At 75.5% G+C, this 13,093-nt stretch carries 13 protein-coding genes; 12 read left to right on the forward strand and 1 reads right to left on the reverse strand.

Annotated features, from left to right (window positions below):
• Window positions 1-93: 93 nt before the first annotated feature.
• From ACIQVI_RS00080 to ACIQVI_RS00105, 6 genes are all read left to right on the forward strand, one after another.
• Entirely contained in the window at window positions 94-1,272 is a 1,179-nt protein-coding gene (locus ACIQVI_RS00080; protein WP_403589448.1) for an NAD(P)/FAD-dependent oxidoreductase, read from the forward strand.
• Window positions 1,269-1,589: a (2Fe-2S)-binding protein gene (locus tag ACIQVI_RS00085; protein ID WP_121833896.1), complete on the forward strand. Its 321-nt coding sequence runs from the start codon at window positions 1,269-1,271 to the stop codon at window positions 1,587-1,589. Before ACIQVI_RS00080 ends, ACIQVI_RS00085 begins: the two co-directional genes overlap by 4 nt.
• Before the next feature lie 76 nt (window positions 1,590-1,665).
• Window positions 1,666-3,111: an NAD(P)/FAD-dependent oxidoreductase gene (locus ACIQVI_RS00090; protein WP_403589450.1), complete on the forward strand. Its 1,446-nt coding sequence runs from the start codon at window positions 1,666-1,668 to the stop codon at window positions 3,109-3,111.
• A gap of 84 nt (window positions 3,112-3,195) precedes the next feature.
• Window positions 3,196-4,110 carry a dihydrodipicolinate synthase family protein gene (locus ACIQVI_RS00095; RefSeq protein ID WP_403589452.1) on the forward strand — a complete coding sequence of 305 codons (915 nt, stop codon included), beginning with the start codon at window positions 3,196-3,198 and terminating at the stop codon, window positions 4,108-4,110.
• 84 nt (window positions 4,111-4,194) lie between these two features.
• The gene (locus ACIQVI_RS00100) at window positions 4,195-5,199 is read left to right on the forward strand and encodes a proline racemase family protein (protein ID WP_351970054.1); all 1,005 of its coding nucleotides are present in this window, start codon (window positions 4,195-4,197) and stop codon (window positions 5,197-5,199) included.
• A 79-nt stretch (window positions 5,200-5,278) separates the two neighbouring features.
• Complete coding sequence (locus ACIQVI_RS00105; protein ID WP_403589454.1) at window positions 5,279-5,965, forward strand: GntR family transcriptional regulator; 687 nt, start codon at window positions 5,279-5,281, stop codon at window positions 5,963-5,965.
• On the opposite strand, the gene fabI is transcribed toward ACIQVI_RS00105, so the two are convergent.
• Window positions 5,962-6,858, reverse strand: coding sequence for an enoyl-ACP reductase FabI (gene fabI / locus ACIQVI_RS00110; protein ID WP_403589456.1), 897 nt, complete (start codon window positions 6,856-6,858; stop codon window positions 5,962-5,964). The two genes, ACIQVI_RS00105 and fabI, sit on opposite strands and share 4 nt — an antisense overlap.
• Before the next feature lie 491 nt (window positions 6,859-7,349).
• Between fabI and ACIQVI_RS00115 the strand changes: the two genes are divergently transcribed.
• From ACIQVI_RS00115 to ACIQVI_RS00140, 6 genes are all read left to right on the forward strand, one after another.
• The gene (locus tag ACIQVI_RS00115) at window positions 7,350-8,579 is read left to right on the forward strand and encodes a PLP-dependent aminotransferase family protein (protein WP_403589458.1); all 1,230 of its coding nucleotides are present in this window, start codon (window positions 7,350-7,352) and stop codon (window positions 8,577-8,579) included.
• Between the two features lie 117 nt (window positions 8,580-8,696).
• Complete coding sequence (locus tag ACIQVI_RS00120) at window positions 8,697-9,128, forward strand: cell division protein SepF (RefSeq protein ID WP_121833535.1); 432 nt, start codon at window positions 8,697-8,699, stop codon at window positions 9,126-9,128.
• Between the two features lie 55 nt (window positions 9,129-9,183).
• Window positions 9,184-10,626 (forward strand): ATP-binding protein, encoded by a 1,443-nt coding sequence (locus tag ACIQVI_RS00125; protein ID WP_403589461.1) that lies wholly within the window; start codon window positions 9,184-9,186, stop codon window positions 10,624-10,626.
• Between the two features lie 101 nt (window positions 10,627-10,727).
• Complete coding sequence (locus ACIQVI_RS00130; protein WP_403592151.1) at window positions 10,728-11,126, forward strand: nucleotide pyrophosphohydrolase; 399 nt, start codon at window positions 10,728-10,730, stop codon at window positions 11,124-11,126.
• A gap of 151 nt (window positions 11,127-11,277) precedes the next feature.
• Complete coding sequence (locus ACIQVI_RS00135) at window positions 11,278-11,769, forward strand: DUF6099 family protein (RefSeq protein ID WP_351970059.1); 492 nt, start codon at window positions 11,278-11,280, stop codon at window positions 11,767-11,769.
• Window positions 11,770-12,163: 394 nt separating this feature from the next.
• The gene (locus ACIQVI_RS00140) at window positions 12,164-13,087 is read left to right on the forward strand and encodes an LLM class F420-dependent oxidoreductase (RefSeq protein WP_121831107.1); all 924 of its coding nucleotides are present in this window, start codon (window positions 12,164-12,166) and stop codon (window positions 13,085-13,087) included.
• The last annotated feature ends 6 nt before the right edge of the window (window positions 13,088-13,093 follow it).

The raw sequence follows: 13,093 nt of genomic DNA on the forward strand, positions 1-13,093 counted from the left end.
AGGGCGCGCACGACCGGGCGATCCCCGGTCCCCGGCGCCCTCCGGCTCCGGCCCGCCCTGTTCCTCCGCCAAGGAAGGTGGCACCGTACCGCCGTGTCCAAGAGCCAGAGCCCGGACGCCGTGATCATCGGCGCGGGCGTCGTCGGAGCCGCCTGCGCGTACTACGCCGGCCGCGCGGGACTCTCCGTCGCCGTCGTCGACCGGGGACCCGTCGCGGGCGGCACCACCGGCGCGGGCGAGGGCAACCTCCTCGTCTCCGACAAGGAACCCGGACCCGAACTCGCCCTCGCCCTCCTCTCCGTACGCCTCTGGCGCGACCTCGCCGCACTGCTCCCGCCCGACGTCGAGTACGAGGCCAAGGGCGGCCTCGTCGTGGCGCCCGACCCGACCGCCCTCAAGGCCCTGCGCACCTTCGCGGAGGGACAGCGGGCGGCCGGCGTCGAGGCCGCCGAGATCCCCTGCGAGGGGCTGCGCGCCCTCGAACCCCACCTCGCCGACGGCCTCGCGGGCGGCTTCCACTACCCGGGGGACTCCCAGGTCCAGCCCGCCCGCGCGGCGGCCCGCCTGCTCGCCGCCTCCGGCGCCGCCGTCCACCTCGGCGAGGAGGTCACCGGCATCCTCCGCACCCCCTCCGGCGCGGTGCGCGGGGTCCGCACGGCCCGCCGCGACCTCACCGCCCCCGCCGTCGTCAACGCGGCCGGGACCTGGGGCGGCGCGGTCGCCGCCCTCGCCGGCACGGACCTTCCGGTACGGCCCCGGCGCGGCTTCGTCCTCGTGACCGAACCCCTCCCCAGGGTCGTACGGCACAAGGTGTACGCCGCCGACTACATCGCGGACGTGGCCAGCGGCTCGGCCGCGCTCCAGTCCTCGGCCGTCGTCGAGGGCACCCCCGCCGGGCCCGTGCTCATCGGCGCCACCCGCGAGCGCGTCGGCTTCGACCGCTCCCCGTCCACCGAGGCCCTGCGCCGGCTCGCCGCCCAGGCCGCCGCGCTCTTCCCGGTCCTCGCGGACGTGCGGGTGCTGCGCGCGTACCACGGCTTCCGCCCCTACCTGCCGGACCACCTGCCCGCGATCGGCCCCGACCCGCGCGTCCCGGGGCTGCTGCACGCCTGCGGCCACGAGGGCGCGGGCATCGGCCTCGCCCCGGCCACCGGCCTCCTGATCGCCGCCGCGCTCGGGGGAGAGCCGGCGGAGGACGTCGACCCGGCGCCCTTCCGGCCGGAACGCTTCGACGACGCCCCCGACCCCGGACGACGGGAGAACACCCCATGAGACGACGCCGTACGCCGCGCGCCCTGGTCGGCGGCCGGGCCGAGGCCGCCTTCACCGTCACGTTCGACGGGCGCCCGGTCCCCGCGCTCGACGGCCAGTCCGTCGCCGCCGTCCTGTGGAGCGCGGGCATCCTGACCTGGCGCACCACGAGGAACGCCGGGGCGCCGCGCGGGGTCTTCTGCGGCATGGGCAGCTGCTTCGACTGCCTCGTCACGGTCAACGGACGCCCCAACCGGCGCGCCTGCCTCACCCCGGCCCGCCCCGGCGACGCCGTCACGACCCAGGAGGGCACGGGCCGTGCCGACCTCACCGTCTGAGCCGTCTGAGCCGTCTGAGCCGCCGGAGCCGCCCGAGCGGTCTGAGCCCTTCGAACAGTCCGGGCCGTCCGGACCCGTGAGGGCGACAGGACCGGAGTCGTACGACTCCGACCTCGCCGTCGTCGGGGCCGGGCCCGCCGGGCTCGCCGCCGCCGTGGAGGCGGCCCGGCGCGGGCTCCGGGTGGCGCTCGTCGACGCGGGGGAGCGGCCCGGCGGCCAGTACCACCGGCACCCCGCGCCCGGCCTCGGCGCGCGGCGGCCCGGGGCGCTCCACCACGACTGGCGGGAGTTCACCCGCCGCGCGGCGGCCCTGGACGGCTTCGTCCGGGCGGGCCGGGTCGTCCACCTGTCCGGCCACCACGTCTGGACGGTGGTCCCCGAGGGCACGGGCCGGCGGCTGCACGCGGTGGCCGCCGGTGACGACGGCGACGCCGCCGCGACCGTCCGGGCCCGCGCGGTGCTCCTGGCCACCGGCTCCCACGAGCGCCAACTGCCCTTCCCCGGCTGGACGCTGCCGGGCGTGGTGGGCGCCGGGGGAGCGCAGGCGATGCTCAAGGGCGGGCTCGTCCTGCCCGGCCGCCGGGTCGTCGTGGCGGGCGGCGGCCCCCTGCTCCTGGCCGTCGCCGGCTCCCTCGCGGCGGCGGGCGCCCGTGTCCCCGCCGTCGTCGAGGCCGGCACGTACCTCGGCTACTCCGGCTTCGTCCCGGCGCTCCTCCGCAACCCTGCCAAGCTCGCCGAAGGGGCCCTGCACGGGGGCGCGTTGCTGCGGTACGGCACCAGGCTCCTCACCCGTCACGCGGTGGTCGAGGCCCACGGCTCCGGGCGCGTCGAGGCGGTGACCGTGGCGCGGCTCGGGCCCGACTGGCGGCCCCTGCCGGGCACCGGCCGCCGGATCCCCTGCGACGCGCTCGCCGTCGGTCACGGCCTCGTGCCGCAGCTCGAACTCGCCACCGCCCTCGGCTGCGCGACGCGCACGGCCGCCGACGGGACGGCCGCCCTCGTCCTCGACGCCGAGCAGTCGACCTCGGTGCCCGGCGTCTGGGCCGCCGGGGAGGCGGGCGGCATCGGCGGCGCCCGGCTCGCGGTCGTGGAAGGGAGGCTGGCGGCGATCTCCGTCGCCCGCACCCTCCTCGGCGGCCGGGCCCCGGAGCCCCGCGAGGCCGCGCTCCGGCGCCACCGCGCCCGGCTGCGCGCCTTCGCCGGGGCGATGGGCGCCGTGCACCGGCCCGGACCCGGCTGGACCGGATGGCTGCGGCCGGACACCGAGATCTGCCGCTGCGAGGAGGTCCCGGCCGCCCGCGTGACGGAGGCCGTCGACGTCCTGGGCGCGCGGGACGCCCGTACGGTCAAGCTGTTCACCCGCGCCGGCATGGGCTGGTGCCAGGGCCGGATGTGCGGGCCCGCCGTGGCGGCCCTCGCCGGGCACGCCCCCGGGGGAGAGGCGGTCCCGGACCGGCGCCCGCTCTCCTGCCCCGTACCGCTCCGGCACCTGGCGGAGCTTCCGGAGACGGCTGCCGACTGATCGTCAGGAGCCGCTGCGCGCAGGCCCCTTGTGGGCCGCGCGTCCGTCAGTAAAATGTCACACACCACATAAGGGAGTCCTCTCATGGTCCACGAGCAAGCCCCCGTGCACCGCGACCGCCCCTGGCGCGGGATCATGGTCGCCACCGCCCTCCCCCTGCGCGACGACGGCTCCGTCGACCACGACGCCTACGCCCGGCACGTGGCCCGGCTGATCGCCGAGGGCTGCGACGGAGTCGTCCCCAACGGCTCCCTCGGCGAGTACCAGACGCTCACCGACGACGAGCGCGCCCGCGTCGTGCGCACCGCCGTCGAGGCGGCCGGGGACGGGGCCCGCGTCATGCCGGGCGTCTCCGCGTACGGCGGCGCCGAGGCCCGCCGCTGGGCCGAGCAGGCCGCCGAGGCGGGCGCCGGCTCCGTCCTCCTCCTGCCGCCCAACGCCTACCGGGCCGACGAGGCGGCCGTGCGCGACCACTTCGCCGCCGTCGCCGCCGTCGGCCTGCCCGTCGTCGCCTACAACAACCCCCTCGACACCAAGGTCGACCTCACCCCCGGCCTGCTCGCCCGGCTGCACGCCGACGGCAGCGTCGTCGCCGTCAAGGAGTTCAGCGGGGACGTCCGCCGCGCCTACGAGATCGCCGAACTCGCCCCCGGCCTGGACCTGTTGGTCGGCGCCGACGACGTCCTCCTCGAACTCGCCCTCGCCGGGGCGGTCGGCTGGATCGCCGGCTACCCCAACGCCCTCCCGCGCACCTGCGCCGCCCTCTACCGGGCCGCCGTCGCCGGGGACCTCGACACCGCCCTCCCGCTCTACCGGTCCCTGCACCCGCTCTTCCGCTGGGACTCGAAGACCGAGTTCGTCCAGGCGATCAAGCTCTCCATGGACCTCGCGGGACACCACGGCGGCGTCACCCGGCCGCCCCGGCTCCCGCTCGCCCCCGAACAGGAGGCCGCCGTGCGGGCCGCCACGGAGAAGGTCCTCGCGGAGGGCCACGCGTAAGCCCGTACGAGAGCTTCTGCGAGAGCTTCTACGACAGCCCGTCCGTGCACCGCCCGCGCTCAAGGCGCCGACAGAAGGGTCCCCATGCGCACCCGTCACGTCTACCACGCGGTGGACTCCCACACCGAGGGGATGCCCACCCGGGTGATCACCGGTGGCCTCGGGGTGATCCCCGGCGCCACGATGGCCGAGCGGCGGCTCCACTTCGCCGAGCACCTCGACCACGTCCGCACCCTCCTCATGTACGAGCCGCGCGGCCACGCGGCGATGAGCGGCGCGATCCTCCAGCCGCCCACCCGCCCCGACGCCGACTACGGCGTCCTCTACATCGAGGTCTCCGGCCTCCTGCCGATGTGCGGCCACGGCACCATCGGGGTCGCCACCGTCCTCGTCGAGACGGGCATGGTGCCGGTCGTCGAACCGGTCACCACGGTCCGCCTCGACACCCCGGCGGGGCTCGTGAGCGTCGACGTACGGGTCGAGGACGGCGCCGCGAAGGCGGTCACCCTCACCAACGTGCCCTCCTACTGCGTCGGCCTCGACCTCAAGGCGGACGTGCCCGGCCACGGCACCGTCACCTACGACCTCGCCTACGGCGGCAACTTCTACGCCTTCGTGGACCTCGACGCCCTGGGGCTGCCCTTCGACCGCGCCCGCAAGGACGACCTCCTCGCCGCCGGACTCGCCGTCATGGCCGCGGTCGACGCCGGGCCCGACCGGCCCGTCCACCCGGAGAACCCCGCCATCGCCGGGGTCAAGCACGTCTACCTGGCCGCGCCCGGCTCCGACGCGACCCGCTCCCGCCACGCCATGGCCATCCACCCCGGCTGGTTCGACCGCTCCCCGTGCGGCACCGGCACCAGCGCCCGCATGGCCCAGCTGCACGCCCGGGGACTCCTCGCCCCGGACGCCGACTTCGTCAACGAGTCCTTCATCGGCACCGAGTTCACCGGCCGGATCGTCGGAGAGACCACCGTGGGCGGACGGCCCGCCGTCGTCCCGACCGTCACCGGACGGGCCTGGATCACCGGCACGGCCCAGTACTTCCTCGACCCCGACGACCCGTTCCCCGCCGGCTTCCTGCTCTGAAACCCTCCGGTCACGGCAGTCCGGACCGCGAAACGTGACATTGTACGATGCCCCTCCGTGACTTCTCGGAGGACGCACGATGGGTGACCTGAAGCAGTACGGCCTCGTCAGGGCGCAGGAACGGCTCCGCGACCAGGTCGGGCACGCCCTCCGCGCGGCCCTGATAGCCGGGGAACTGCGCCCCGGCCAGGTCTACTCGGCCCCCGGCCTCGCGAGCGACCTCGGCGTCTCCGCCACCCCGGTCCGCGAGGCCATGCTCGACCTGGCCCGGGAGGGCCTGGTCGAGCCCGTCCGCAACAAGGGCTTCCGCATCACCGAGGTCAGCGAGCGCGACCTCGACCAGTACACCGAACTGCGCACCCTCATCGAGGTCCCCACCGTCGGACGGATCACGAAGACGGCCGCCCGGGAACGCCTCGAGGAACTCCGCCCGGTCGCGGAGGAGATCGTCGCCCGCGCCCGTGACCACGACCTCATCGGCTACCTGGAGGCGGACCGCCGCTTCCACCTCGCCCTGCTCGGCCTCTCCGGCAACGAGCGGCTCGTCGAGACCGTCGGCGACCTGCGCAAGCGCTCCCGCCTCTACGGCCTGACGGGCCTGGACGAGGCCGGACTGCTCGTCTCCTCCGCCGAGGAGCACCTCGAACTCCTCGACCTCATGATCGCCGGGAACGCGCGCGGCGCCGAGTCCTGTATGCGCCGCCACCTCGGCCACGTCCGCTCCCTGTGGGCCGAGGGTCGCGACGAGCCGCCGGGCACCCCCTAGGGCATGTCCGGCAGGGGGACGGCCCGGGGCGGGGCGCCGGGACCCGGAGGTTCGCCGGCCGCCCGGGCGCCCATGCGGACGGCGTGCATCCCGCCGTCCGCGTGCACGATCTCGCCGGTGACGGCCGCCGCCAGGTCCGAGAGCAGGAACAGGACGGGGCCGACGAGCCGGGCCGGATCGGCGCGGCTCCAGCCGAGCGGCGCCTCCTGCTCCCAGCGGTCCGCGATCCGGTCGAAGGTGCCGACCGCCCGCCCGGCCACCGTCTCCACAGGCCCGGCGGACACCAGGTTGACGCGGATGCCGGAGTGCCCCAGGTAGAGCGCGAGATAGCGGCAGACCGCGCCGAGCGCGGCCTTGCCGACGCCCGTCCAGTCGTACCCCGGCCACGCCCCCGACGCGTCGAAGTCGAGGCCGACGACACTGCCCCGGACCGGGCCGCCGCCCCCGCCCTCCCGCAGCAGCGGGGCGAGCGCGGTGGTCAGCGAGTGCAGCGAGAACGCCTCCGTGCGCAGGGCGAGCGCCGCGTCCTCGACGGAGGTCGTGAGGAAGTTGCCGCCGAGGGCGGGCCGGGGGGCGGCGGCGATCGCGTGCAGCACGCCGTCCACCGCGCCCCACCGCCGCTCCAGCTCCTTCGTGAGCCCGTCCAGGTCCTCGGGGCGCGTCACGTCGAGTTCGAGGACGTCGGCCGGGTACGGAAGGCCCGAGGCCGCCGCCTCCGTGATCCGCCGGGTGCGCCCGAAGCCCGTCAACAGGACCTCCGCGCCCGCCTCCTGGAGCGCGCGGGCGGCGTGCCAGGCGATCGAGTCGTCGTTGAGGACCCCGGTCACCAGACAGCGGCGGCCCGAGAGGCCGAGCGGGTCGGGGAGACGGGGGGAGTCGGAGGAGGCACGCATCGGGACCGTCCTTCCACGGCCGGGCCGCCGACGGGGCCGGACGTCGCGGGGGTGGAGCGGGGGAACGCTACCCACGGCACGGTCGTCCGACAACGGGCCCCGGGACCGGAATGGCCGGTTTCCCGGAGGCGGCCGCCCCGTACGGGAAACGGGACCACGGGCCGGGCGCGGCGCGTCGGACAGCGCCGCGGGAGATCGCCCCGGTCCCCTCCCCGGGGGCGACCAGCGGAGAGGGACGGGGGAGGCGAACCCTCCGGATCCGGCCCGCGTGGCCTGATTCCCACGGTCCGAAGTGTGGCCGGAACGGTCCGGAAAATCCCCGGCAGACGGCCCGGCAGGCGACCCGACAGACGACCGACAGGAGCCCGCAGGCAGCCCGGCAGACGGCCGGAAGACGCCCCGAAAGGCCGCTCCGAACCGCGCCAACTCGGCCACGAAGCAAGGGAAACGGACGATCTGGACACTGTCTTGAATCTCTATATGCTGACGCCATGCTTTCCGCCGCCTCCACGCCCGAGAACGCCGGTCCCGCCACCCCCTCCGCGCCCCTGCCGGCCGCCGCCTCCCGGCTGGCCGGCGTCGGCGCGTCGCCGGTACGGGAGATCCTGGCGCTCACGGCCCGGCCCGAGGTGATCTCCTTCGCCGGCGGCCTGCCCGCCCCCGAGCTGTTCGACGTCGCCGGGATGCGGGCCGCGTACGACCGGGTCCTCACGGAGAACCCGCGGCACGCGCTCCAGTACTCCACGACCGAGGGCGACCCGGAGCTGCGCACCGCCGTCGCCGGCCGGCTCACCGCGCGCGGACTGCCCACGGACGCCGACGACCTGCTCGTCACCACCGGCTCGCAGCAGGCCCTCACCCTGCTCACCACCGCCCTCGTCGACCCCGGCGCCGTGGTCCTCGTCGAGGACCCCTGCTACCTCGCCGCCCTCCAGACCTTCGGCTTCGCCGGGGCCCGCGTCGTCCCCGTGCCCACCGACGACCAGGGCGTCGTCCCGGCCGCCCTGGAGGAGATCGCGGCCCGCGAGAAGCCGACCCTGCTCTACCTCGTCCCCACCTTCCAGAACCCCACCGGCCGCACCCTCCCCGCCGGGCGCCGCACCGCCGTCGCCGAGGCCGCGGCCCGCCACGGCTTCTGGATCGTCGAGGACGACCCGTACGGCGAACTGCGCTACGAGGGCGAGCGCGTCCCCTGGATCGCCGCCGCCCCCGAGGCGGCCGACCGCACCGTCCTGCTCGGCTCCTTCTCCAAGGTGATGGCCCCCGGCCTGCGGCTCGGCTACCTCCGCGCCCCCGCGGGGCTGCGCCGCTCCTGCGTCGTCGCCAAGCAGGCCGCCGACCTGCACACCTCGACCATCGACCAGGCGGCGGCCGCGCGCTACCTGCGCGACAGCGACCTCGACGCGCACGTGGCGGTGATCCGCGCCGCCTACCGGGAGCGCAGGGACGCGCTGCTCGACGGCCTGCCGGCCGCGCTGCCCGAGGGCAGCCGGTGGAACAGGCCGGAGGGCGGCATGTTCGTCTGGGTCACCCTGCCCGAGGGGTACGACGCCACGGCGCTCCTGAGGACCGCCGTCGGCCACGAGGTGGCGTACGTGCCGGGGGCGCCGTTCTTCTGCGGCGAGCCCGACCCGGGCGCCCTGCGCCTCTCGTTCACGACGCACTCGGCCGACGAGATCGGGGAGGGCCTGCGCAGGCTCGCCAAGACCTTCGCCCGGTGACTTCGCCCGGCCGCACGGTGGGCCGACCGGGTGAGCTTCCGTTCCGACCGGCCGCCACGCCGTCATCACGTCGTGTCGTTGTTGGGCCGAACGGGTGAGGAGCGGGAGGATGGACCCATGAGTAGGTACGAGAGGTACGACGTCACCGACGAGCAGTGGGAGGGCCTCGCGCAGGTCGTGCCCCTGCGCGGCCGTGACGAATGGCCGTCCAGGGTCGACCACCGCGCGATCCCCGAGCAGTACGAATCCGCCGAGCAGCGCCGCATGGTCGTGCTCCGCGTGCAGGTCTTCGCCGACGCCCGCGAGGTCGCCGAGTACCTCATCGCCCAGATCCCGGTGCTCCTCGATCTGACCGGCGCCGACACCGAGGTCGCCAAGCGGATCCTCGACTTCAGCAGCGGCGTCGTCTTCGGGCTCGGCAGCGGGATGCACCGCGTCGACCGGAACGTCTTCCTCCTCGCCCCGGCGGGCACGGAGGTCGAGGGCGCGGAGGGCGCGGACGAGGAGGAGGTCGTGGGCGGCCGGGCCGCCGGCGTCCCCCGATCGTAGGAAGGTCTTCTCGGCGTAACGGTTCGTCGGGGAAAGGCCTGCGTACGGTCCGGGCATGGACCTCACCGGCGGCTCCGCGCCCGCCCGCACGTCGAAGAACAGCCCCTCCGACCCTGCTTCCGTCCCCGCCTCCGATCCCGCTTCCGTCCCCGGTACCGTTTCCCTTCCCGGCGCCGTCCCCGCTTCCGGCGCCGTGCCTCCGGCCGGGCCGCGCGTCCCCGGGGCCCGCACCTCCGCCGCGTCGGCCTCCGCTTCCGTTTCCGCGTCCGTCTCCGTCTCCGGTACGGGCGGCTCCCTTCCGCGCACCTCCCGGCCCCGTGCCTCCGTCCCCGAGGCACGGGGCCCGGTCGTGCCGGAGGCCCGGTCCGACGCCCGGCCCGACGCCCGGCCCACCGTCACCGAGCTGCGGCTCTCCGCGTTCGCCGGACACCGCTCCGCCACGCACGCGCTCGGCCCCGTGACCCTCTTCGCCGGGCCCAGCGGCAGCGGCAAGAGCACCACCCTGCGGGCGTACGAGGCGCTGGCCCGGCTCTGCGCGGGCGACCCGCTCGACGAGGTGTTCCCGGACGCCGCCGACCTGATCCCCGAGCGCGCCCGGCCCGACGCCCAGGGCAGGCGCGGGTTCCGCATCGGGTGCACCGTCGACGGAGCGCGGGGACCCGTGCGGCTCGACCTCGCGGTGCAGGCCGAACCCCGGCTCCGCATCGTCGGCGAACGGCTCACCGCCGGGGGCCGCGTCCTGCTCGCCACCGCCCTCCGCGACCCCGGCCGCAGCACCGTCCAGGCCGAGTGGCACACGGCGGGCGCCACCCCCGTGACCAGGGCCCCGCTCCCCGACGACCTCCTCGGTACGGCCCTGCTGCCGCTGCGGGTCGCCGGCAAGACGCCCGGCCAGCTGGAGGTCCTGGCCGCCGCCGAGCAGGTGGTCGTCGGACTGCGGTCCGCCTTCGCCTGCGACCCCCGGCCCGAGCGGATGCGGGCCCCGGTCCCGCCGGGCGAGGGGCGGCTGCGGCGCGACTGCCGGAACCTCGCCGAGGTCCTGCACCGCACCCACACGGACTGCCCGCGCCGCCACCACCGGCTCGCGACCGTGGCGGGCGCGGGCTGCGCGGGGACCGTCACCGGACTCGGCGTCCGGGAACTCCCGGAGGGCACCGTCCGGGCGGTTCTCGAACGGGGCGGGCGGCCCGCGACCCCGCTCGGCCGCCTCGGCGACGGCGAACTGCGCTATCTGGCGCTCGCGCTCACCCTGCTCACGGGTCCCGGGGTCCTGGAGATGGACCGCGTCGCCGAGGTGCCCGACGCCATGCAGAGCATGACGCTGCTGGCGGACGACCTCGACCGGAGCCTTGACCCGCGCCAGGCGGGCGAACTGCTCCGCATCGCCGTGGAGATCGCCGGGGACGGGCACATCCGGCTCGCGGGCGCGGTGGGCGACCGGACGGCGGCGGAGGCGCGCCGAACGCCCGGGGTGACGGTGGTAGACCTGAGCGCGTGACGAGCGAAGAAGCGAAGAACGAAGACGTGAAGAACGAAGAAGCGAAGAACGCGGGCGTGGCGGGCCACGGTACGGCGGACGGCGGCGCGGCGGACCTCGGCATGGCGGAACTCCAGCGCAGGCTGGTCGCGTTCGCGGCCGCCCGCGACTGGCAGCCGTACCACACGCCCAAGAACCTGGTGGCGGCCCTCAGCGTGGAGGCGGCCGAACTCCTGGAGATCTTCCAGTGGTTGACCCCCGAGCAGGCCGAGCGGGTGATGGAGGACCCGGAGTCGGCCCACCAGGTCGCGGACGAGGTGGCGGACGTGCTCGCCTACCTCCTCCAGTTCTGCGCGGCGCTCGGCATCGACCCGCTGGCGGCACTCGCGGCCAAGATCGACCGCAACGAGGTCCGGTTCCCCGCCAAGCGCCGGGGCGGAGAGGGAGGAGAGCGCGCCGTGCCCGGGGCGGGAGGTGCGGGTGAGGAAGGAGCTGAGGAAGCGGTGAGAAAGGCCCCGTGAACGAAGATCGTCACTCTTCGGAGTGATCGACTTCTCCCCATCGGGCCCCCTGTCCACAGATTTCCGAATTCCCCTGGTGTTGTGGCTCAGGTCGCCTCACTCTGGGTAATGACTCAGTGGGCGGCAAGTCGTGGGAACGGGGGCGGTGTTGATGGAAGCGGAGCGACTGATCGCGCTCGGCCGGCACGCGCTGGCGGAGAGCGGGACGGCACAGGACATCGTGGCGGAGGCCTGGCAGGCCCAGGCCCTCGCCCAGGCGATAGGGAGTCGTCTCGCGCTCTGCGGGCCGCAGGAGCTGCGCGGCGAGGCGCGGGGACTGGGTGAGATCGGGGAGCACCAGGCGGTGTGGGGGGCGGCCGGGCCGCGCGCGGCCCGGCTGACCGAGGTCGCGGACCCCCACCGGACGCTGACCGCGCTGGGGGAGCTGCTCGGCGAGGTGGGGATCGCGCTGGTGGGCGTGGCCTGCGCCACCGACGAGGAGGGGCTCTACTGGCAGTGCATGGAGGCGATCGACGCCACCGACGAGTCGAGCGACCGGGTGCGCGGGATGTTACGACGCCTGGCCGTCCGCGACGGCGAGCGGGCCCGCCCTCCCGACCCCGCCCGGGGCCGCGGGGCCCCGCGCCGGGAGCCGTCGTGCTGACGCGCCCCGCCGGGCCCCTGCGGGGCGGCACTCACGGGGCACCGGGCACGACCCGCCGGGACGCCGGACGCCCACCCGCCGGGCGCTCCCGCCCCGGACGCCCGGCGACCGGGGCGCCGAACGCACGTCCTCCGGAGTGCCGGGCGCCCGTCCTCCGGACGACCCGACCGGAGCGGACGGTCCGACCGGAGTGGACGGTCCGACCGGAGTGGACGACCCGACAGGAGCGGGCGACTCGACAGGAGTGGAGGACCCGACCGAAGCGGACGACCCGATCGGAGTGGGCGACCCGACCGGAGCAAATGGTCCGACCGCAGAGGATGGCCCGACCGAAGCGGACGGCCCGGGCGCCGGCCGGGAGGTTGGGCCGGGCCCGACGGTGCAGGATGGAGGCATGGATCTTCGCATCTTCACCGAACCCCAGCAGGGGGCCGACTACGACACCCTCCTCACCGTGGCCCGCGCCACCGAGGAGCTCGGTTTCGACGCCTTCTTCCGCTCCGATCATTACCTCAGCATGGGGTCCGCCGACGGCCTGCCCGGCCCGACGGACGCCTGGATCACCCTGGCCGGCCTGGCCCGGGAGACGAAGAGGATCCGTCTCGGCACGCTGATGACGGCCGGCACCTTCCGGCTCCCCGGTGTCCTCGCCATCCAGGTCGCCCAGGTCGACCGGATGTCCGGCGGCCGGGTCGAACTGGGCCTGGGCGCGGGCTGGTTCGAGGAGGAGCACAAGGCCTACGGCATCCCCTTCCCGAAGGAGAAGTTCGGCCGCCTCGAAGAGCAGCTGGCGATCGTCACCGGCCTGTGGGAGACCGAGGTCGGCAAGACGTTCACCCACGAGGGGGAGTTCTACCGGCTCACCGACTCCCCGGCGCTGCCCAAGCCCCTCCAGGACAAGATCCCGGTCCTGATCGGCGGACACGGCGCGACCCGCACCCCGAGGCTCGCCGCGCGGTACGCGGACGAGTTCAACATCCCGTTCGCCTCCCTGGAGGACAGCGAGAAGCAGTTCGGGCGGGTGCGGGCCGCCGCCGAGGCGATCGGCCGCCCGGCCGACGACCTGGTGTACTCCAACGCGCTGGTCGTCTGCGTCGGCCGGGACGACGCCGAGGTGGCCCGCCGGGCCGCCGCCATCGGGCGGGACGTGGACGAGCTCAAGGCCAACGGCCTCGCGGGCTCGCCCGCCGAGGTCGTCGACAAGCTCGGACGGTACGCGGCCATCGGTTCCTCCCGGGTCTACCTCCAGGTCCTCGACCTGGACGACCTGGACCACCTGGAGCTGATCTCCGCCCAGGTCCAGTCGCAGCTGGCCTGAGCGGGA

It is taken from the genome of Streptomyces sp. NPDC098101, from assembly GCF_044760185.1.
In the GTDB taxonomy this organism is placed as follows: domain Bacteria; phylum Actinomycetota; class Actinomycetes; order Streptomycetales; family Streptomycetaceae; genus Streptomyces.

Excerpts from the sequence above, each read along its gene's own strand:
- ACIQVI_RS00085 (WP_121833896.1), top strand. The coding sequence starts at position 1,269 with ATGAGACGACGCCGTACGCCGCGCGCCCTGGTCGGCGGCCGGGCCGAG.
- ACIQVI_RS00095 (WP_403589452.1), top strand. The coding sequence starts at position 3,196 with ATGGTCCACGAGCAAGCCCCCGTGCACCGCGACCGCCCCTGGCGCGGG.
- ACIQVI_RS00100 (WP_351970054.1), top strand. The coding sequence starts at position 4,195 with ATGCGCACCCGTCACGTCTACCACGCGGTGGACTCCCACACCGAGGGG.
- ACIQVI_RS00105 (WP_403589454.1), top strand. The coding sequence starts at position 5,279 with ATGGGTGACCTGAAGCAGTACGGCCTCGTCAGGGCGCAGGAACGGCTC.
- fabI (WP_403589456.1), bottom strand. The coding sequence starts at position 6,858 with ATGCGTGCCTCCTCCGACTCCCCCCGTCTCCCCGACCCGCTCGGCCTC.
- ACIQVI_RS00115 (WP_403589458.1), top strand. The coding sequence starts at position 7,350 with ATGCTTTCCGCCGCCTCCACGCCCGAGAACGCCGGTCCCGCCACCCCC.
- ACIQVI_RS00120 (WP_121833535.1), top strand. The coding sequence starts at position 8,697 with ATGAGTAGGTACGAGAGGTACGACGTCACCGACGAGCAGTGGGAGGGC.
- ACIQVI_RS00125 (WP_403589461.1), top strand. The coding sequence starts at position 9,184 with ATGGACCTCACCGGCGGCTCCGCGCCCGCCCGCACGTCGAAGAACAGC.
- ACIQVI_RS00130 (WP_403592151.1), top strand. The coding sequence starts at position 10,728 with ATGGCGGAACTCCAGCGCAGGCTGGTCGCGTTCGCGGCCGCCCGCGAC.
- ACIQVI_RS00135 (WP_351970059.1), top strand. The coding sequence starts at position 11,278 with ATGGAAGCGGAGCGACTGATCGCGCTCGGCCGGCACGCGCTGGCGGAG.
- ACIQVI_RS00140 (WP_121831107.1), top strand. The coding sequence starts at position 12,164 with ATGGATCTTCGCATCTTCACCGAACCCCAGCAGGGGGCCGACTACGAC.